This is a genomic window from Kocuria sp. UCD-OTCP, from assembly GCF_000349605.1.
In the GTDB taxonomy this organism is placed as follows: domain Bacteria; phylum Actinomycetota; class Actinomycetes; order Actinomycetales; family Micrococcaceae; genus Kocuria; species Kocuria rosea.
In genome coordinates, this window is sequence record NZ_AOSQ01000003.1 from 62613 (window position 1) to 81320 (window position 18708).

The 18708-nt window shown below is 73.8% G+C and carries 17 protein-coding genes; 15 read left to right on the forward strand and 2 right to left on the reverse strand.

The genetic code is table 11. The annotated features are described in order from the left end of the window. Positions 1–37: 37 nt before the first annotated feature. Positions 38–526 (reverse strand): succinate dehydrogenase hydrophobic membrane anchor subunit, encoded by a 489-nt coding sequence (locus H488_RS21655; protein WP_017832183.1) that lies wholly within the window; start codon positions 524–526, stop codon positions 38–40. 5 nt (positions 527–531) lie between these two features. Continuing rightward, the gene (gene sdhC, locus H488_RS21660; RefSeq protein WP_017832184.1) at positions 532–912 is read right to left on the reverse strand and encodes a succinate dehydrogenase, cytochrome b556 subunit; all 381 of its coding nucleotides are present in this window, start codon (positions 910–912) and stop codon (positions 532–534) included. 224 nt (positions 913–1136) lie between these two features. On the opposite strand from sdhC, the gene H488_RS21665 reads away from it, so the two are divergent. The 15 genes from H488_RS21665 to H488_RS21730 all read left to right on the forward strand — a co-directional run bounded on the left by H488_RS21665 (position 1137) and on the right by H488_RS21730 (position 18691). After that, positions 1137–2264: a mannose-1-phosphate guanylyltransferase gene (locus H488_RS21665; RefSeq protein WP_017832185.1), complete on the forward strand. Its 1128-nt coding sequence runs from the start codon at positions 1137–1139 to the stop codon at positions 2262–2264. A 39-nt stretch (positions 2265–2303) separates the two neighbouring features. Beyond that, the gene (locus H488_RS21670) at positions 2304–3551 is read left to right on the forward strand and encodes an amidohydrolase (protein ID WP_017832186.1); all 1248 of its coding nucleotides are present in this window, start codon (positions 2304–2306) and stop codon (positions 3549–3551) included. Between the two features lie 107 nt (positions 3552–3658). After that, on the forward strand, positions 3659–4768 hold the full coding sequence (locus H488_RS21675; protein ID WP_017832187.1) for a BMP family lipoprotein: 1110 nt from the start codon (positions 3659–3661) through the stop codon (positions 4766–4768). Between the two features lie 118 nt (positions 4769–4886). Then, on the forward strand, positions 4887–6533 hold the full coding sequence (locus H488_RS21680) for an ABC transporter ATP-binding protein (RefSeq protein ID WP_017832188.1): 1647 nt from the start codon (positions 4887–4889) through the stop codon (positions 6531–6533). Continuing rightward, positions 6530–7810 (forward strand): ABC transporter permease, encoded by a 1281-nt coding sequence (locus tag H488_RS21685; protein WP_017832189.1) that lies wholly within the window; start codon positions 6530–6532, stop codon positions 7808–7810. The genes H488_RS21680 and H488_RS21685 overlap by 4 nt, the downstream gene beginning before the upstream one ends. Next, on the forward strand, positions 7807–9195 hold the full coding sequence (locus H488_RS21690; protein ID WP_017832190.1) for an ABC transporter permease: 1389 nt from the start codon (positions 7807–7809) through the stop codon (positions 9193–9195). Before H488_RS21685 ends, H488_RS21690 begins: the two co-directional genes overlap by 4 nt. 7 nt (positions 9196–9202) lie before the next feature. After that, positions 9203–9631 (forward strand): cytidine deaminase, encoded by a 429-nt coding sequence (locus H488_RS21695; RefSeq protein ID WP_017832191.1) that lies wholly within the window; start codon positions 9203–9205, stop codon positions 9629–9631. A gap of 18 nt (positions 9632–9649) precedes the next feature. Further along, complete coding sequence (locus H488_RS21700) at positions 9650–10957, forward strand: thymidine phosphorylase (RefSeq protein WP_017832192.1); 1308 nt, start codon at positions 9650–9652, stop codon at positions 10955–10957. A gap of 113 nt (positions 10958–11070) precedes the next feature. Next, positions 11071–12777: a hypothetical protein gene (locus H488_RS21705; protein ID WP_031282339.1), complete on the forward strand. Its 1707-nt coding sequence runs from the start codon at positions 11071–11073 to the stop codon at positions 12775–12777. 32 nt (positions 12778–12809) lie between these two features. Beyond that, entirely contained in the window at positions 12810–13934 is a 1125-nt protein-coding gene (locus tag H488_RS21710) for an adenosine deaminase (protein ID WP_017832193.1), read from the forward strand. Continuing rightward, entirely contained in the window at positions 13931–14665 is a 735-nt protein-coding gene (locus H488_RS21715) for a MazG family protein (protein WP_017832194.1), read from the forward strand. Before H488_RS21710 ends, H488_RS21715 begins: the two co-directional genes overlap by 4 nt. Before the next feature lie 184 nt (positions 14666–14849). Further along, on the forward strand, positions 14850–16133 hold the full coding sequence (gene eno, locus H488_RS21720; RefSeq protein WP_017832195.1) for a phosphopyruvate hydratase: 1284 nt from the start codon (positions 14850–14852) through the stop codon (positions 16131–16133). Positions 16134–16257: 124 nt separating this feature from the next. After that, entirely contained in the window at positions 16258–17094 is an 837-nt protein-coding gene (locus tag H488_RS37600) for an FtsB family cell division protein (protein WP_017832196.1), read from the forward strand. Between the two features lie 8 nt (positions 17095–17102). Further along, positions 17103–17705 (forward strand): DUF501 domain-containing protein, encoded by a 603-nt coding sequence (locus H488_RS21725; protein WP_017832197.1) that lies wholly within the window; start codon positions 17103–17105, stop codon positions 17703–17705. Between the two features lie 35 nt (positions 17706–17740). Beyond that, the gene (locus tag H488_RS21730) at positions 17741–18691 is read left to right on the forward strand and encodes a Ppx/GppA phosphatase family protein (RefSeq protein ID WP_017832198.1); all 951 of its coding nucleotides are present in this window, start codon (positions 17741–17743) and stop codon (positions 18689–18691) included. Positions 18692–18708: the final 17 nt, after the last annotated feature.

Genomic DNA, 18708 nt, shown 5'->3' on the forward strand with positions numbered 1-18708 from the left:
GACGGCCCGCCGCGGGGCGGGCCGTCTCCGGCAGGGATCAGCCCGCGGTGCAGAAGCTCGCGAGCAGCGCGGGGTCCGCGCCGGCCGGGCAGGGCTCGAAGGTGAAGATGACGAGGGTGCCGAGCAGGATCACGAAGGCGGACGTGGTGAAGAGGAAGACCTTCAGCCAGAACCGGGTCCGGTCCTTCTCCGCGTAGTCGTCGATGATCACGCGCAGCCCGTTCGTGCCGTGCAGCATCGCCAGCCACAGCAGGAGCATGTCGAAGACCTGCCAGAACGGGCTGGCCCATTTGCCGGCCACGAACGCGAAGTCGACGGCGTTCACGCCGCCCTCCGGGCCCACGAGGTTGACCCAGAGGTGGACGAAGACGAGCACCAGCAGGATCACGCCGGACAGGCGCATGAACAGCCACGCGAACATCTCGAAGTTGTTGCGGCGGGACGAGGAGCGGTTGTACTTGATGCCGTTGACCTCGAGGTCCTTGCTCCGGGGGACCGAGATGCTTGCCTTGAGCGGAGTGCTCATAGTGATTAACCCCCGAAGACGTGGGACAGGTGACGGATGAGGAAGGGGATCATGACGACGACCCACAGGGCCAGGACGCCCCAGAGCATCTGCTTCTGGTACTTGGTGCCGCTGGACCAGAAGTCGACCATGATGATGCGCAGGCCGTTGAAGGCGTGGTAGACGATGGCCGCCACGAGGCCGGCCTCGCCCAGGCCCATGACCGGGTTCTTGTAGGTCGCCATGACCGCGTTGTAGGCCTCGGGGGAGACCCGCACGAGCGCCGTGTCCAGGACGTGGACCAAGAGAAAGAAGAAGATGGCCACGCCGGTGATGCGATGGGCCACCCAGGACCACTGGCCATGAGCCTGGCCGCGGTACAGGGTGCCCTTGGATGTCTTCGCCACTGAAAAACCTCCCTGAGTCGCTCGCCGTCGTGCGCTCTAGAAATGTTCGGGAATTCGCACTGCGCACGACGTGAGCGGAGCCCTCCGGCTCTGTGTCGGATGATGCGCGAGTTCCCTCCCACGATACCAGCACGACCGGTGTTTACTGACAGGCTGTCCCGCACGGGCGCACGGGTTCCGCCGCGCGCGCACGTCGTTTTCCGCGGGCTCCCGGGCGACGTCGTATGGTGTTCTCCGTGACCTCCCCACTCGCGCACTTCCACCCCTTCATCCCTGCCGGAGGGGTGGGCTCCCGGCTGTGGCCCCTCTCCCGGGCCGACGCCCCCAAGTTCCTGCTCGACCTCACCGGCTCCGGCTCCTCCCTGCTCCGCGCCACGTACGACCGGCTCGCGGGCCTGGGCGACGGCCCGGTCATGGTCGTGACCGGGCGCACGCACGCGGCCGCGGTCTGCCGCCAGCTCCCGGAGCTCTCCACCGGCGACCTCGTGCTCGAGCCGTCCCCGAAGGACTCGGCGGCGGCCATCGGCCTGGCCTGCATGCTCGTCCAGCGCCGCGACCCCGAGGCGATCATCGGGTCCTTCGCGGCCGACCACGTGATCGAGCCCGCCGGCGCCTTCCAGGACGTGGTCCGGGAGGCCGTGGCCGCGGCGGCCTCGGGGCGGATCGTGACGATCGGGATCCCGCCGAGCTCCCCGGCCACCGGCTTCGGCTACATCCGGGCCGGCGCCCAGCTCGGGCTGCCGGACGCGCCCCACGCCCTGCAGGTCGAGGAGTTCGTCGAGAAGCCCGACGAGGACACCGCCCGGCACTACGTGGCGAGCGGCAACTACACGTGGAACGCCGGGATGTTCGTGGCGCCCGCGTCCCTGATGCTGCGCCACCTCGCCGCGAGCCAGCCGGAGCTGCACGCGGGGCTCACCGAGATCGCCGACGCCTGGGGCACGCCCGCCCAGGACGAGGTGGTGGACCGGGTGTGGCCCGGGCTGCCCAAGATCGCGATCGACTACGCCGTGGCCGAGCCCGCGGCGGCCGCCGGGGACGTGGCCATGGTCCCGGCGAGCTTCACCTGGGACGACGTCGGGGACTTCGCCGCGATCCGGCGGCTCAACCACGTCGACCCCGAGACCGACCCCGACGTCACGGTCCTCGGCGACAACAGCCGGGTGCTCTCCGACAGCTCCAGCGGCATCGTCGTCTCGGACACGGGCCGGCTGATCGCGCTGATCGGGGTCGAGGACATCGTCGTCGTCGACACCCACGACGCGCTGCTGGTGACCACCCGGGAGCACGCCCAGCGCGTCAAGGACGCGGTGGCCTCCCTCAAGCAGAGCGGCAACACGGACGTCCTGTGAGCGTCGGGAGCGGCGCGCGCCCGGGAGTAGTCTGGACAGATGCCTGACGCGCCATCCTCCGCCGCGGCCCTGGAGGCCGGCCTCCCGCCCGCCATCGGCCCCCTGCTCAAGCGCTACCTGCCCGACCTGATCGCCTTCCGGCGGGACCTGCACCGCCACCCGGAGCTGTCCTACCAGGAGTTCCGCACCACGGACCGGATCGTGGGCGCCCTGGAGAACATGGGCCTGTCCCCGGTGCGGCTCTCGGACACCGGGTGCTACGTGGACATCGGGCACGGCCCGATCGGCGTGGGCCTGCGGGCGGACATCGACGCGCTGCCGATCCAGGAGGGCACGGGCCTCGAGTACTCCTCCGTCAACGACGGCGTGGCGCACTCCTGCGGGCACGACATCCACGCCACGGTGATGGTGGGCGTGGCCAAGGTGCTCGCGGACCTGCACCGGACCGCGCACATCGCCGGGACCGTGCGGATCGTCTTCCAGCCCGCCGAGGAGCAGCTGCCCGGCGGCGCCCTCACCGTGCTGCGCCAGGGCGTCCTCGAGGGCGTGCCCCGGATGTTCGCCCTGCACTGCGAGCCCAAGGTCGACGTCGGCCAGGTCGGCACCCGGATCGGCGCGATCACGTCCGCCTCCGACACCGTGCGCATCGAGTTCACCGGCCGCGGCGGGCACACCTCCCGCCCCCACCTCACGCAGGACCTCGTCTACGCGATGGCCCAGATCGCCGTCAACGTCCCGGCCGTGCTCTCCCGGCGGATCGACGTGCGCTCCGGCGTGGCCGTGGTGTGGGGCCAGATGCACGCCGGCGTGGCGCCCAACGCCATCCCCGCCACCGGGTTCATGTCCGGGACGATGCGCTGCCTCGACGCCGACGCCTGGCACCGGGCGGGCACGCTGCTCGACGAGGTCGTGCACCAGGTGGCCGCGCCCTACGGGGTGGACGTGGAGCTGGAGCACATCCGCGGCGTCCCTCCCGTGGTCAACGGGGAGGTGGAGACCACCCTCATCGAGAACGCCGCCCGCGCCGAGCTCGGCGAGGACGCGGTGGTGCTGGTGCACCAGTCGATGGGCGGGGAGGACTTCGCGTGGTTCCTCCAGGAGGTGCCCGGGGCGATGATGCGGCTGGGCACGCGCACGCGGGGCGGGCACACCTACGACCTGCACCAGTCGGACTACGTGGCGGACGAGGCCGCGATCGGCTGCGGCATCCAGGTCATGACCAACACGGCCCTGCGCGCCATCCGGCTGCACTCCCGGCAGACACGGCCGGACGTCACCACGAATTAACGCGGGCCTCCGGCGCCCCGCCACTACCCGTGGGTAGAGTGGCACCACGTCGCGCTTGCCGCGTGACCGGGATCACCGCCCGGCCGCGCCCGTCTCCTGGAGGAACCATGACCTTCCCGCCCCGGACGTCCCGAGGAACCCGCCCGCTCTCCGCCGCCGCGCTGCTCGGCGCCTCCGCCCTCGTGCTCGCCGGCTGCGGCGCGGCCCCCGAGGAGGGCGGCGAGGCGCAGGAGCAGGCCACCGACTTCACCGGCTGCATCGTCTCCGACTCCGGCGGGTTCCAGGACCGCTCCTTCAACCAGAACTCCTACGAGGGCCTGCAGGCCGTCGAGGAGTCCATGGGCATCGAGGTCAACCAGGCCGAGTCCCAGGCCGAGACCGACTTCGAGCCCAACCTGACGTCCATGGTGCAGTCCGGGTGCGACCTCACGCTGTCCGTGGGCTTCCTCCTCGCCGACGCCACCCGGGCCGTGGCCGAGGCCAACCCCGAGTCCAACTTCGCGATCGTCGACGACGCCTCGATCGAGCTCGACAACGTCAAGCCGCTCGTCTACAACACGGCCGAGGCCGCGTTCCTCGCCGGCTACGTGGCGGCGGGCAGCACCCAGAGCGGGACCGTGGCGACCTACGGCGGCATGGACATCCCCACCGTGACGGTGTTCATGGACGGCTTCGCCGACGGCATCGACCACTACAACGAGACCAAGGGCGAGGACGTCCGGCTCCTGGGCTGGGACAAGGACTCCCAGGACGGCACCTTCGTCAACAGCTTCACCGACACCTCCGCGGCGAAGACCACCACGCAGAACTTCATCAACGAGGGCGCGGACATCGTGCTGCCCGTGGCCGGGCAGGCCGCCCTCGGCACCCTCGACGCCGTGGTCGAGGCCAACGGCGGGGGCGGCGACGAGGTCCGCTTCGTGTGGGTCGACGCCGACGGCTACGAGACCCTCGACCAGGGCCAGGAGTACCAGCTCACCTCGGTGCTCAAGCAGATGAGCACCTCCGTGCAGGACGTCGTCGAGTCGGCCGCCGAGGGCGAGTTCAGCAACGAGCCCTACGTCGGCACCCTCGAGAACGACGGCGTGGGCATCGCCCCGTTCCACGACCAGGAGGAGGCCGTGGGCGAGGAGCTCGCCGCCGAGGTCGAGCAGCTGCGCCAGGACATCATCGACGGCACGGTCACCGTCGAGTCCGAGAACTCGCCGCAGGCCTGATCCCGGACGACACCGACCACCGCACCCACCGCCGCCAGCGAGGGCCCCGGCCGCAGCTGGCGGCGGTGGCGTGCCCGCCCCGGGCCGGCGGACGGCCCAGGAGGAGGACCACCCCACCATGAAGCTGGAACTGCAGTCCATCACCAAGCGGTTCGGCTCCTTCGCGGCCAACGAGGACGTCGACCTCGTCGTGGAGCCCGGGCAGATCCACTGCCTCCTCGGCGAGAACGGGGCGGGCAAGTCCACCCTGATGAACGTCCTCTACGGCCTGTACCGGCCGAGCGGGGGACGCATCCTGGTGGACGGCGCCGAGGTGTCCTTCCGGGGCCCCGGGGACGCCATGGCCGCCGGGATCGGCATGGTGCACCAGCACTTCATGCTGGTGCCGGTGTTCACCGTCGCGGAGAACGTGGCCCTCGGCGCGGAGAGCACCCGCGGCGGCACCCTCGACCTCGAGACCACCCGCCGCCGGATCCGGGAGATCTCCCAGCGCTACGGCTTCCACGTGGACCCGGACGCCGTGGTCGAGGACCTGCCCGTGGGCGTGCAGCAGCGCGTCGAGATCATCAAGGCCCTCGTGCGGGAGGCGCAGGTGCTCATCCTGGACGAGCCCACCGCGGTGCTCACGCCCCGGGAGACCGACGAGCTGCTCGAGATCATGCGCCAGCTGCGCGGGTCCGGGAAGTCGATCCTGTTCATCTCCCACAAGCTGCGGGAGGTCAAGGCGATCTCCGACGTCATCACGGTGATCCGCCGGGGCCGGGTGGTGGGCCAGACGTCCCCGGAGGCCTCGACCTCCGAGCTCGCGGCCCTCATGGTGGGCCGGGACGTGTCCCTGTCCGTCGCCAAGGGCGAGGCCGAGCCGGGGGAGCGGGCCCTGGAGGTCTCCGGGCTCACCGTGGTCGCGGACAACGGCGTGAAGCTGCTCGACGACGTCGGGTTCGACGTGGCCCGCGGGGAGATCCTCGCGGTGGCCGGCGTGCAGGGCAACGGCCAGACGGAGCTGGCCGAGGCGATCCTCGGCCTGCGGGAGCGGGCCACCGGCTCGATCCGGCTGGGCGGCACGGAGCTGCTCGGGAAGTCCGTGCGCCAGGTCCTCGACGCCGGCGTGGGCTTCGTCCCGGAGGACCGCTCCACGGACGGGCTCGTGGGCCCGTTCACCGTCGCCGAGAACCTCGTGCTGGACCTCTACGGCGACGACCGCTTCTCCCGCGGCCCGTCCCTGCGGCTGGGCGAGGTCCAGGCCAACGCCCGCCGCGCCGTCGAGCAGTTCGACGTCCGCACCCCCTCCGTGGACGCCCCCGTGCAGACCCTCTCCGGCGGCAACCAGCAGAAGGTCGTCATCGCCCGGGAGCTCTCCCGGCCCCTCGAGCTCTTCCTCGCCTCCCAGCCCACCCGCGGGGTGGACGTGGGGTCCATCGAGTTCATCCACGAGCAGATCGTCGCCGAGCGGGACAAGGGCGTGGCCGTGCTCATCGTCTCGACCGAGCTCGACGAGGTGTACGCGCTCGCGGACCGGATCGCCGTGTTCTTCCACGGCCGGATCATGGGGATCGTGGGCCCCGACACCCCGCGCGACGTCCTGGGCCAGATGATGGCAGGGGCCACCGCCGAGGATCTCGGCGCGGCCGGCGTCCGGCCCGACGGCGCGCGGCGGACCGGGGCGCAGCCGGCCGTCCCCCCGCAGACCGGCGCCCCACCGACCGATGCCCCGCAGGCCGGCGCCCCGCAGGCCACGGCGCAGCACCCGAAGGAGCAGGCATGAGTGCCACCGGAGCGGCCCCCGCGGCCGCCGACCAGCAGAAGGCGCCGCCGCCCACAGCCGTCGCCCCCGGGAGCTCCCGGCGGGACTGGACCGGCTCCGCGGTGCAGTCCGTGCTCGCGATCGTCGCCGCCCTGCTCCTGGGCGGGCTCCTCATCGCCCTGACCGACGACCGGGTGGCCGACGCCGCGAGCTACCTCTTCGCCCGCCCCGGGGACACGGTCGCGGCCATGTGGGCCGCCGCGTCCTCCGCCTACGAGGCGATGTTCTACGGCGCCGTCTACAACCCGAACGGCAGCACGTTCGCGCAGCGGGTCTACCCGCTCGCGGAGACCCTCACCGTGGCCACGCCGCTGATCCTGGCGGGGCTCGGGGTGGCCGTGGCCTTCCAGGCCGGGCTGTTCAACATCGGCGCCCAGGGGCAGCTGCTGATCGGCGCGGCGCTGGCCGCCTGGGTCGGCTTCTCCTGGCAGCTGCCGGTGGGCGTGCACCTGCTCGCCGTGATCCTCGCCGGGGCCCTCGGCGGCGCGCTGTGGGGGGCGGTCGTGGGCGTGCTCAAGGCCCGCACCGGCGCCCACGAGGTGATCCTGACGATCATGCTCAACTACATCGCGCTCAACCTCGTCGCCTGGCTGCTCACCCGCCCGGCGTTCCTGCGCCCGGGCTCCTCGAACCCCGTCAGCCCCCAGGTCGCGGACACCGCGATGTTCCCCAAGCTGCTGGGCGAGCAGTTCCGGCTGCACTGGGGGTTCGTGCTCGCGGTCCTCGCCACGGTGTTCGTCGCCTGGCTGCTCAAGCGCTCCACGATCGGCTTCGAGCTGCGGGCCGTGGGCGCCAACCCGCGCGCGGCCCGGACCGCCGGCATCTCGGTCACGCGCGGCTTCGTCGTCGTCATGGTCCTCGCGGGCGCCCTCGCGGGACTCGCGGGCGTGGCCCAGATCTCCGGCACCGAGCGCGCGCTGACCGCGGGCGTCGCCGCGTCCTTCGGCTTCGACGCGATCACGGTGGCCCTGCTGGGCCGGTCGAAGCCGTGGGGCACGTTCTTCGCGGGCCTGCTCTACGGCGGGTTCCGCGCCGGCGGCGTCACCATGCAGTCGATGACCGGCACGAACATCGACATCGTCCTGGTCGTGCAGTCCCTGATCGTCCTGTTCATCGCCCTGCCGCCGCTGGTGCGGACCGGGCAGGACCGGGTCCGCTCCCGCCGCGGCGGGAGCGCCACCACCACGGCCGCCACCGCGACCGCCACCGCGACCGCCACCGAGGGAGGCCGGGCATGAGCTCGCAGCATCCGGAACCGCGCCCCGAGCAGGCGCCCTGGGACTCCGGCGGCCCGGCCGGCGGTCCGTCCGGCGGCACCGCCGCGACGACCCTGCCCCCGCCGGCCGAGGCGGAGCTGTCCACGACCGCGGCCAACGAGGTCGTGGGCGTCACCAGCTGGCGCACCCCGGTGGTCCTCGGCCTCCTGAGCCTCGTGGCCCTGCTGCTGTTCGGGCTCAACGCCCCGGACAACACGGTGAGCTTCCGCGTCTCGGAGGCCGGCGACCTCTTCCGCGTGCCGGACCTCGTGGTGCACGGCGTGCTGTGGGGCTGGGTCACCGTGGCCGTGCTCGCCGGGCTGACGGTCCTCGCGGTCCTGCGCGCCCGGGCCGGGGCGCACCTGCCCCGGTGGGCGGTGCTCGTGTTCGGCTTCTTCTTCGTCAGCGGCTTCCTCGTGTGGGTCGTTGGCAGCGCGCGCAGCCCGGACGTGTCCCTGTCCGGGCTGCTGGCCGGGTCCGTGGCCCTGGCCATCCCGCTGATCTTCGGCTCCCTGGGCGGCCTGCTGTGCGAGCGCTCCGGCGTGATCAACATCGCGATCGAGGGCCAGCTGCTGTTCGGCGCGTTCTCCGCGGCCGTGGCCGGCTCCCTCTCCGGCAGCGCCTGGGTGGGGCTGCTCGCCGCCGTGCTGGGGGCCGGGCTCGTCTCGCTCGTCCTGGCGGTCTTCTCGATCACCTACCGGGTCAACCAGGTGATCGTGGGCGTGGTGCTCAACGTGCTCGTGTCCGGGCTGACCGGCTTCCTCTTCGCCACGGTGCTGGAGTCGGACCCGGGCGTGTTCAACTCCCCGCCGCGGCTGCCGCGCTTCGCCGTGCCCGTGCTCTCGGAGATCCCCCTGATCGGGCCGATCGTCTTCGACCAGTCCGTGATCGGCTACCTGATGTACGCCGCGGTGGCGCTCGTGTGGTTCGCGCTCTACCGGACGCGCTGGGGGCTGCGCACCCGGTCCGTGGGGGAGCACCCCAAGGCCGCGGACACCCTGGGCGTGAAGGTCAACGCCCTGCGCTTCCGCAACGTGCTGCTCGGCGGGATGGTCGCCGGTCTCGGCGGCGCCTTCTACACGCTGGTCTCCGTCTCCGCGTTCACCCGGGACATGACCTCCGGCGCCGGCTACATCGCGCTGGCCGCCCTGATCTTCGGCCGCTGGAACCCGGTCGGGGCGCTGCTCGCGTCCCTGCTGTTCGGCTTCGCGTCCAACCTGCAGTCGATCCTGTCCTTCCTGGGCACGCCCGTGCCCAGCCAGTTCCTGGCCATGCTCCCGTACGTCGTCACCATCCTGGCCGTGGCCGGGCTCGTGGGGGTCTCCCGCGGTCCCGCGGCCATCGGCAAGCCCTACACCAAGGAGTGAGCGTCCCGTGAACGAGCCCCTGCGCCCCGGCGGCGAGGCGACCGACGACGGGCCCCGGATCGACTGGGACCGGCTGCGGGAGGCGGCCGTGGCCGCCCGCGAGCACGCCTACGTCCCGTACTCGCGCTTCCCCGTGGGCGCGGCAGCCCTCACCGAGGACGGGCGGGTGGTCTCCGGGTGCAACGTGGAGAACGCCTCCTACGGCCTGACCCTGTGCGCCGAGTGCGCCCTGGTGTCCGCGCTGCACATGTCCGGCGGCGGGCGGCTCGTCGCGTTCGTGTGCGTGGACGGGAACGGCGACGTCCTCATGCCCTGCGGACGGTGCCGGCAGCTGCTGCACGAGCACCGCGCGCCCGGCCTGCGGCTGCTCACCGTCTCCGGGGTGCGCACCATGGCCGAGGTGCTGCCCGACGCCTTCGGCCCCGAGAACCTCTAGTCCCCGAAAGGACCCCACATGACCGAGCAGTTCGACGCCGTGGACGTCATCCGGACCAAGCGCGACGGCGGTGCCCTCTCGCCCGGGCAGATCGCGTGGGTCCTGGACGCCTACACCCGCGGTGTCGTGGCCGAGGAGCAGATGAGCGCCCTGGCCATGGCGATCTTCCTGCGGGGCATGGACCGGGACGAGATCGCGGCCTGGACGCGGGCGATGATCGCCTCGGGCGAGCGGATGGACTTCTCCGCGCTCGTGCGCTCCGGGGCGCGCTCGGCCACCGCGGACAAGCACTCGACCGGCGGGGTGGGGGACAAGATCACGCTGCCGCTGGCCCCGCTCGTGGCCGTGTACGGCGTGGCCGTCCCGCAGCTGTCCGGGCGCGGCCTCGGCCACACCGGCGGCACCCTGGACAAGCTCGAGTCCATCCCCGGCTGGCGGGCGGCCCTGTCCAACGAGGAGATGCTGGCCCAGCTGCGGGACGTGGGCGCGGTGATCTGCGCCGCGGGCTCCGGCCTGGCGCCCGCGGACAAGAAGCTCTACGCGCTGCGGGACGTCACCGGGACGGTCGAGTCGATCCCGCTCATCGCGTCCTCCATCATGTCCAAGAAGATCGCCGAGGGCACCCAGTCCCTCGTGCTCGACGTCAAGGTGGGCTCCGGGGCGTTCATGAAGGACCTGGCCTCCGCCCGCGAGCTGGCCCGCACGATGGTCGACCTCGGCACCGGCGCTGGGGTCACGACCACCGCCCTGCTCACCGACATGTCCACGCCCCTCGGCCTGGCGGTCGGCAACGCCGTGGAGGTCCAGGAGTCCGTCGAGGTGCTCGCCGGCGGCGGCCCGGCCGACGTCGTGGAGCTCACCGTGGCGCTCGCCGCGGAGATGCTCGCCGCGTCCGGGGTCCCGGACGCCGACCCGGCGGAGGCGCTGCGGGACGGCCGGGCCATGGACGTGTGGCGGGCCATGGTGGCCGCCCAGGGCGGCGACCCCGACGCCCCGCTGCCGCGGGCCCGGGAGTCCGAGACCGTGGTGGCCGAGGCCGACGGCGTGCTCGCCGAGCTCGACGCCCACCGGGTGGGGGTGGCCTCCTGGCGCCTCGGGGCGGGCCGCGCCCGGCGCGAGGACCCCGTCCAGGCCGGCGCCGGCGTGCTGCTGCACGCCAAGCCCGGGGACGCCGTCCGGGCCGGGCAGCCGCTGCTGACCCTGCTCACCGACACCCCCGAGCGCTTCGCACGGGCCCGGGAGGCCCTCGAGGGCGCCGCCGTGATCGCCCCGGAGGCGCCGGCGTCCCGGCCGGACCGCGCCGTGGTCCTGGAGACCGTGCGGTGATCGCCGGCCGCTGAAGCGCCGGGGCCGGATGCCGGGCCCGCCTATACTGCGGAGAGAACCAGCGCGAAACGAGAACCGAGGGCGTGCGCACACGCTCGGAAGGGTGGGTCCAGTTGGGTCTGCGAGGCATTTTCCGGAAGAACACCGAGGACAGCACACCGCGCCACGAGACCGGACGGCCCGAGCAGCCGGCCGGTCCGACCGCCGGCCCCGACACCGGGACCCGGGAAACGGGCCGGGACGGCGACCGGGGCACCGGTTCCCGGGGTCCGGACGGGCACGGTCACGAGGAGCACGGCCCGGAGGAGGTCCGGCCGCTGCCGGACCGCGGACCGCTGCCCTTCCTCGTGGACCGGCTGACGTCCCGGGGGGCCGACCGCGCCGTGCTCACGCTCGTCCAGCGCGGCAACACCATGACCCACCAGACCCAGCAGTCCGTGGGGGACGCCGACCCGTCCGTGGAGTCCGGCACCGTGGACCAGGACTCACCGCTCTTCGACCCCGTGGCCGACCTCTACAGCGAGGCCATGTCCTCGCCCCGCGGCGCGTGGCAGAACGCCCGCATCGAGGTGGGCCCGGAGCAGGACGGGGTCCGCCCCGTGGTGACGACCTACGGCTTCGCCGACGGCAGCGAGGACGTCCGCACCTGGCAGTCGGGGCGGCCCACGCCGGGCGCCGCTGCCGCGGGCACGCGGTCCACTGCGGAGACGATCTCCGCCGAGGACCGGCCCGCCGGTGAGCGCCCCACCGGGGAGCGGTCCGACGACGAGCGCCGGCCGGCCGGGACCGGCGCCGCGTCCGAGCCGACGGGCCCGGCCGCGGAGCACTCGGCCGGGGGAGTCCCCGCCGCCGCGGCGGCCGCCGCTGCCGGTGGAGCCGCTGCCGGTGGGGCCGGGTCCTCCGCGGCCGGCGCCGCCCGTGGCCCCGTCTCCGAGCCGACCGGCGTCCCGGTCTCCGCGCGGAGCGCTGAGCCGGCCGCCGAGCCGATCACCGAGCCGACCACCGGGGCGGAGCCCGTTCCCGGGGCCGCTCCCGCCACGGAGGCCCCCGCGGCCGGCCGGGAGCAGGACGAGCACCGCACCGCCGACCGGGAGGCCACCGCCCACGACGTCCCCGACCACGGCGCCGCCCAGCACGCGGTCCCCGACCACGTCGACCACGAGGAGTGGCACGAGGACGTCGAGCCGGCCGCGCCCACCGGGGCGGCGGCCGCGACGGCCGCCGCGGCCGCCGCCGGCACCGCCGCCGGGGACGACCACGACTCCTCCGCCCCGGAGACCGCGGTCTCCACCGACGTCTCCCCGTCCTACCGGGCCCCGGCGGGGGCCCAGGACCGGCCCTCCCAGGACAAGCTGGCCGAGGGCAACCTCGTGCTCAAGGAGGTCGACGTCCTGCGCCGGCTCGCGGACGCCCAGCGGCGCCTGTTCGGCGAGGACGGCACGGCGATGGACGTCTCCACCGTGCTCGTGCGGGTGCGGGCCCTGGGCACCTACTACGACGCCCTGACCCACGTGCGGAAGAACGGCTTCTGGGACCAGCGCCGCACCTTCGACCTCGTCCCCGAGGAGCTGCTGCACGTGCAGGAGCTCAAGGACGAGTCCTACGTGGAGGGCAACGGGGCCCCGCTGGCGATGATGTTCCGCTTCCGCCCGGGCATCCCCCCGGAGGTGTCCTTCGACTACGCGGACGAGGAGGCCTTCGTGCGCTACGAGGACCGGCTGCCCGCGCAGAACTACCTCGAGGAGCTGCGCATGTACCCCCGCACCGGGGCGCACATCCCGCAGCACATGAACGAGGCCCTGCAGGACTGGAACTACTGAGACCGACCGAGACAGGGGCCGTCCCGACCGTGATGCTGACCTCCGCCGAACAGCACCCGGGCCGCGTGCCGGACCGGGTCCTGCGCGACCTGCCCAAGGTGTGCCTGCACGACCACCTCGACGGCGCCCTGCGCCCGGCCACGGTGGTCGAGCTGGCCGCAGCCGCCGGGCACCGGCTGCCGGCCGAGGAGCCCGAGGCGCTGGGCCGGTGGGTGCGGGAGAGCGCCGACTCCGGCTCGCTGCTGCGCTACCTGGCGACCTTCGAGCACACGGTCGCCGTGATGCAGACCCCCGAGGCGCTCGTGCGCTGCGCCCGGGAGTACGTCGAGGACCTCGTGGCGGACGGGGTGGTCCACGCCGAGGTGCGCTGGGCCCCGGAGCAGCACACCGCCGGCGGCCTGTCGATGGCGGAGGCCGTCGAGGCCGTCCGGCTCGGGCTCTCGGAGGGAGTGCTGGCCGCGGAGGACGCGGGCCACATCGTGTCCGTCACCCAGATCCTCTGCGCCATGCGCCACGCCGAGCGCTCCCTCGAGGTCGCCCGCCTCGTGGTGGACAACCGGGACCGCGGCGTGGTGGCCTTCGACCTCGCGGGACCCGAGGACGGCTACCCGCCCGCCCGCCACCGGGCCGCCCTCGAGCTGCTCGCGGACGAGCTGGTGCCCGTCACCCTCCACGCCGGGGAGGCCGCCGGCATCGAGTCGATCCGGGACGCGCTGGCCACGGGCCGCGCCTTGCGCCTGGGCCACGGGGTGCGCATCGCGGAGGACATCGACATCGACTACCTGGAGGACGTCGCCGTCGTCGACCTCGGCCGCACGGCCGAGTGGGTCCGGGACCGGGGCATCGCCCTCGAGGTGTGCCCCACGTCCAATCTCCAGACCGGGGCCGTGGCGGCGTTCGGCGGCGGTCCCGAGCGGCACCCGGTGGACATGCTCTACCGGACCGGCTTCACGGTGACCATCTCCCCGGACAACCGGCTGATGAGCGGGACCACGGTCACGGACGAGCTGGCCCTGCTCGTGAAGCACTTCGGCTACGGGCTCGAGGACCTGGAGCGGCTGCAGCGCAACGCCGCGGCCGCCGCCTTCCTCCCGCTCGAGGACCGCACCGCCCTGGACGGGATGATCACCGACGGCTTCGAGGGGATGCACGCATGAGCCAGGGGCACGGCACCGACGACGTCGCGGCGGGGCTCGGCGTCCCGGAGCGGACCGGGCAGCGCTTCGCGGAGCTCGTGGCGGTCATGGACCGGCTGCGTTCCCCGGGCGGGTGCGCGTGGGACGGGCAGCAGACCCACGAGTCCCTCGTGCGCTACCTCGTGGAGGAGGCCTACGAGGTCGTCGAGGCCGTGGAGGCCGAGGGCGGGCCGGCGGCCCACGCCGGGCTGCTCGTCGAGGAGCTCGGGGACGTCCTGCTGCAGGTGGTCTTCCACTCCCGGGTCGCCCAGGAGCGCCCGCGCGCCGAGGGCGGCTTCGACGTGGCCGACGTGCTCGAGGCCATCACCGCCAAGCTGGTCCGCCGCCACCCCCACGTCTTCGGCGCCGGCGCCACCGGGGACGTCGCGGGGGAGCAGACCCTCGAGCAGCTGCACTCCCGCTGGGAGGACCTCAAGCGGGCCGAGAAGCCCGAGCGGACCGGGCCCTTCGACGGCATCCCGCCGCACCTGCCGGCCCTGGCCCTCGCGGAGAAGACCCTCGCGCGGGCCCGCAAGCACGACCTCGAGCCCGCGGTCCCCGCCGCGGAGGAGCCCGGCGGCCCGCGCACCGAGGAGGAGCTGGGCGAGGCGCTGTTCGCGCTCGTGCGCTCCGCCTCCGCCCGCGGGCTGGACGCCGAGCGGGCCCTGCGCGGGGCCGCCCGCGCGTACGCCGCCGCCCGGAACGGGGACTGATCCCGTCACGGGCCGCCCCCGCGGCCGCCACCGGCGCCGAGTCGCTAGGCTGGAGCCGCCGGGGGCGCCCGGCCCCGCCGGTGCGGACCCTCGGCCGGTGCCCCGCACGGGGGCCCCGACCGCCCCACCACACACGTTCCACCCACGTCAGCGACAAGCTCAGCACCAACGTCAGGAGCAACCCATGGCCATGATCACCGCAGTGCACGCCCGCCAGATCCTCGACTCCCGCGGCAACCCGACCGTGGAGGTCGAGGTGCTGCTGGAGGACGGCAGCTACGGCCGGGCGGCGGTGCCCTCGGGCGCCTCCACCGGTGCCTTCGAGGCCGTCGAGCGCCGTGACGGCGATAAGAAGGTCTACCTCGGCAAGGGCGTCCTCGACGCCGTGAAGGCCGTCGACGAGGAGATCGCCGAGGCCGTGATCGGTCTCGACGCGACCGACCAGCGGCTGGTCGACCGCACCATGCTCGACCTCGACGGCACGGACAACAAGGGCAGCCTCGGCGCCAACGCCATCCTGGGCGTCTCCCTGGCCGTGGCCCGCGCCGCCGCCAACGCCTCCGACCTCGAGCTCTACAAGTACCTGGGCGGGCCCAACGCCCACGTCCTCCCGGTGCCCATGATGAACATCCTCAACGGCGGCTCCCACGCCGACTCGAACGTGGACATCCAGGAGTTCATGATCGCCCCGATCGGCGCCGCGACGTTCTCCGAGGCCCTGCGCACCGGCGTGGAGGTCTACCACTCCCTCAAGGGCGTGCTCAAGGAGCGCGGCCTGGCCACCGGGCTGGGCGACGAGGGCGGCTTCGCCCCGAACCTCGAGTCCAACCGTGCCGCCCTCGACCTCATCTCCGAGGCGATCGAGAAGGCCGGGTACACCGTGGGCACCGACGTGGCGCTCGCCCTGGACGTGGCCTCCTCCGAGTTCTTCGAGAACGGCAAGTACAGCTTCGAGGGCAAGCAGCTCAGCGCCGCGGAGATGACCTCCTACTACGAGGAGCTCGTGCGCGACTACCCGATCGTGTCCATCGAGGACCCGCTGGACGAGGACGACTGGGCGGGCTGGCAGGCCCTCACCGCGTCCGTGGGCACCCAGGTCCAGATCGTGGGCGACGACCTGTTCGTCACCAACCCGGAGCGGCTGGCCCGCGGCATCGACGAGGGCGCCGGCAACGCCCTGCTGGTGAAGGTCAACCAGATCGGCTCCCTCACGGAGACCTTCGACGCCATCTCCCTGGCCCAGCGGCACATGTTCCACTGCATGATCTCCCACCGCTCGGGCGAGACCGAGGACACCACGATCGCGGACATCGCGGTGGCCACCAACGCCGGGCAGATCAAGACCGGGGCGCCGGCCCGCTCCGAGCGCGTGGCCAAGTACAACCAGCTGCTGCGCATCGAGGAGGAGCTCGGGGACGCCGCGCGCTACGCGGGGGCCTCCGCGTTCCCGCGCTACACCGCGAAGTGACCACCGGCGGCTGACCGGCCCCGCCGGTCCGTCGTCGTGCGGGGGGAGCGGCCGCTCCCGGCGGCCGCTCCCCCCGTGAGCGCTACACTGGTCCCCGTCCCCGCCCTTCCCCCGTGAGGTCGCCATGCCCGCTCCCCGCCCGCGCACCACCCGCCTGCTCGGCGGGCGCGACGCCGCGCCGGGCACCCGCGGGCGCGACGGCGGGACGGGCGGCGGCCCGGGCCACGGGCCGGGTGGCGGGTCCAGCGCCGTGGGGTCGCCGGTCCCCGCCCGCACCTTCAGCGGGCGGTTCCTGATCCTCACCCTCGTGGCCGTGCTCATCGTGTTCCTGGCGGCGCCGACCACCAAGATCTTCCTCGAGCAGCGGGCGGAGATCGCCCAGCTCGAGCGCGCCATCGCCGCCATGGAGGCCCAGCAGGCCTCCCTGGAGGACCAGGTGGACCAGTGGTCGGACGAGACCTACGTCAAGCAGCAGGCCCGGGACCGGCTCCTCTACGTGATGCCGGGGGAGCGGTCCTACCTCGTGGTGGGCGCCGAGGAGATGGACGGCGCCGTGGTGGACTCCTCGGCGGCGCAGGTCGAGGCCGAGAAGCCCGCCTGGGTGGACGCCCTCTGGCAGTCCGTGGTGGCCTCCGCCTACGAGGACGCCCGTCCCGCGGCGGGCACGGGAGCCGCCGGGGACACGGACGCCGCCGGGGACACGGACGCCGGCGGGGAACCGGCCGGCAGCGAGGACGCGGACACCGCCGAGGACGCGGGCACCGCCGCCGAGCCGGGCGGCACCGACGAGCCCGCGGCCCCCGGACAGCCGGGCAGCACGGACGAGCCCGGCGCGGGCCAGGACCCCGGCACCACCGAGCAGGCAGAGCAGACAGAGCAGAGCGTCCCGGCCGCCCCGGCGGACGGGGCCGGCGCGCCGCAGGACGCGGCGACGGACAGCCGCGGCAGCGCCGCGGAGTGAGGAACGGCGTGAACCCCCAGCACGGACACGAGCCCGGCGACCGGCCGGCCCCCGCACCCCGGGGACTCGGCGTGACGGCCGCGACGGTCGAGCCCACGGCCCTGGACCTCCAGGTGCTCTCCCGGCAGCTCGGGCGTCCTGTGCGCGACGTCGTCGAGATCCCGGCCCGGTGCACGTGCGGGAACCCGCTCGTGGCGGCCACCGCGCCGCGGCTGGCCAACGGCACCCCGTTCCCCACGGTGTTCTACCTGGCCCACCCCGTGATCACCGCGGCGGTGTCCCGGCTCGAGGCCGCCGGCCTGATGTACACGATGACGGACCGCATCGCCGAGGACGAGGCGCTGGCCGCAGCCCACCGGGCCGCGCACGAGGACTACCTCGCCGAGCGCGCCCGGATCGGTGCCGCGGCCGGCACCGGACCCGTGCCCGAGATCGAGGGCATCTCCGCCGGCGGCATGCCCGTGCGGGTCAAGTGCCTGCACGTGCTCGCCGGCCACGCGCTCGCGGCCGGGCCCGGCGTGAACCCGCTCGGCGACGAGACCCTCACCGCCATCGCCGAGTGGTGGACCCCCGACGCCTGCCACTGCGACCCCGCCTGGCGCGAGGCCTGAGACCCACCCGCCCCCGACACCCCCGAGGACTCCCCATGCGCACAGGCGCCATCGACTGCGGCACGAACTCCATCCGACTGCTCATCGCCGACACCCGGGAGGAGCAGGGCCGCACGGTGCTCGACGACGTGGTGCGCGAGATGCGCGTGGTCCGGCTCGGCCAGGGCGTGGACGCCACCGGGTGGCTGGCAGAGGCGGCGCTCGAGCGCACGTTCGCGGCCACGGACGAGTACGCCCGGCTGCTGGCGGAGCACGGGGTGGAGCAGCTGCGCTTCGTGGCCACGAGCGCCACCCGCGACGCCGGCAACCGGGACGTCTTCCTCGCCGGGATCCGCGAGCGCCTCGGCGTGACCCCCGAGGTCATCAGCGGCGACGAGGAGGCCGAGCTGTCCTTCCGCGGCGCCGCGGCCGCCGTGGGCGGCGCGGATCCGGAGGACCGGGTCCTGGTGATCGACCTCGGCGGCGGGTCGACCGAGTTCGTGCTGGGCAACGCCCAGGGGGTGCGCGCGGAGCGCAGCGTGGACATCGGCTGCGTCCGCCTGACCGAGCGCCACCTCGGCTCCAACCCGCCCACCGCCGCCCAGCAGGAGGCCGTGCTGCGCGACGTCGACCACGCCGTGGACGTGGTCCTGCAGACCGTGCCCCTCGCGGAGGCCACCCACCTCGTGGGCGTCGCGGGCACCATCACGACCGTCACGGCGCACGCCCTCGGGCTGTCCGCCTACGACCCCGCGGCCATCGACGGCACCGAGCTGCCCGCCGAGCGGATCGCGCAGGCGTGCCGGGAGCTCACGGCCATGACCCGCGCGGAGCGCGCCGCGCTGCCCTACATGCACGAGGGCCGTGTCGACGTCATCGGCGGCGGCGCCCTCGTGTGGCGGCGGATCGTCGAGCGGGTGGGCGCCGCCACCGGTGGGCGGGTGGACTCGGCGATCGCGAGCGAGCACGATATTTTGGACGGGATCGCCCTGTCCCAGGTCGGCTGACCCGCCCGGACCCCCCG

Excerpts from the sequence above, each read along its gene's own strand:
- H488_RS21655 (WP_017832183.1), bottom strand. The coding sequence starts at position 526 with ATGAGCACTCCGCTCAAGGCAAGCATCTCGGTCCCCCGGAGCAAGGAC.
- H488_RS21665 (WP_017832185.1), top strand. The coding sequence starts at position 1,137 with ATGGTGTTCTCCGTGACCTCCCCACTCGCGCACTTCCACCCCTTCATC.
- H488_RS21670 (WP_017832186.1), top strand. The coding sequence starts at position 2,304 with ATGCCTGACGCGCCATCCTCCGCCGCGGCCCTGGAGGCCGGCCTCCCG.
- H488_RS21675 (WP_017832187.1), top strand. The coding sequence starts at position 3,659 with ATGACCTTCCCGCCCCGGACGTCCCGAGGAACCCGCCCGCTCTCCGCC.
- H488_RS21680 (WP_017832188.1), top strand. The coding sequence starts at position 4,887 with ATGAAGCTGGAACTGCAGTCCATCACCAAGCGGTTCGGCTCCTTCGCG.
- H488_RS21685 (WP_017832189.1), top strand. The coding sequence starts at position 6,530 with ATGAGTGCCACCGGAGCGGCCCCCGCGGCCGCCGACCAGCAGAAGGCG.
- H488_RS21690 (WP_017832190.1), top strand. The coding sequence starts at position 7,807 with ATGAGCTCGCAGCATCCGGAACCGCGCCCCGAGCAGGCGCCCTGGGAC.
- H488_RS21700 (WP_017832192.1), top strand. The coding sequence starts at position 9,650 with ATGACCGAGCAGTTCGACGCCGTGGACGTCATCCGGACCAAGCGCGAC.
- H488_RS21710 (WP_017832193.1), top strand. The coding sequence starts at position 12,810 with ATGCTGACCTCCGCCGAACAGCACCCGGGCCGCGTGCCGGACCGGGTC.
- H488_RS21715 (WP_017832194.1), top strand. The coding sequence starts at position 13,931 with ATGAGCCAGGGGCACGGCACCGACGACGTCGCGGCGGGGCTCGGCGTC.
- eno (WP_017832195.1), top strand. The coding sequence starts at position 14,850 with ATGGCCATGATCACCGCAGTGCACGCCCGCCAGATCCTCGACTCCCGC.
- H488_RS37600 (WP_017832196.1), top strand. The coding sequence starts at position 16,258 with ATGCCCGCTCCCCGCCCGCGCACCACCCGCCTGCTCGGCGGGCGCGAC.
- H488_RS21730 (WP_017832198.1), top strand. The coding sequence starts at position 17,741 with ATGCGCACAGGCGCCATCGACTGCGGCACGAACTCCATCCGACTGCTC.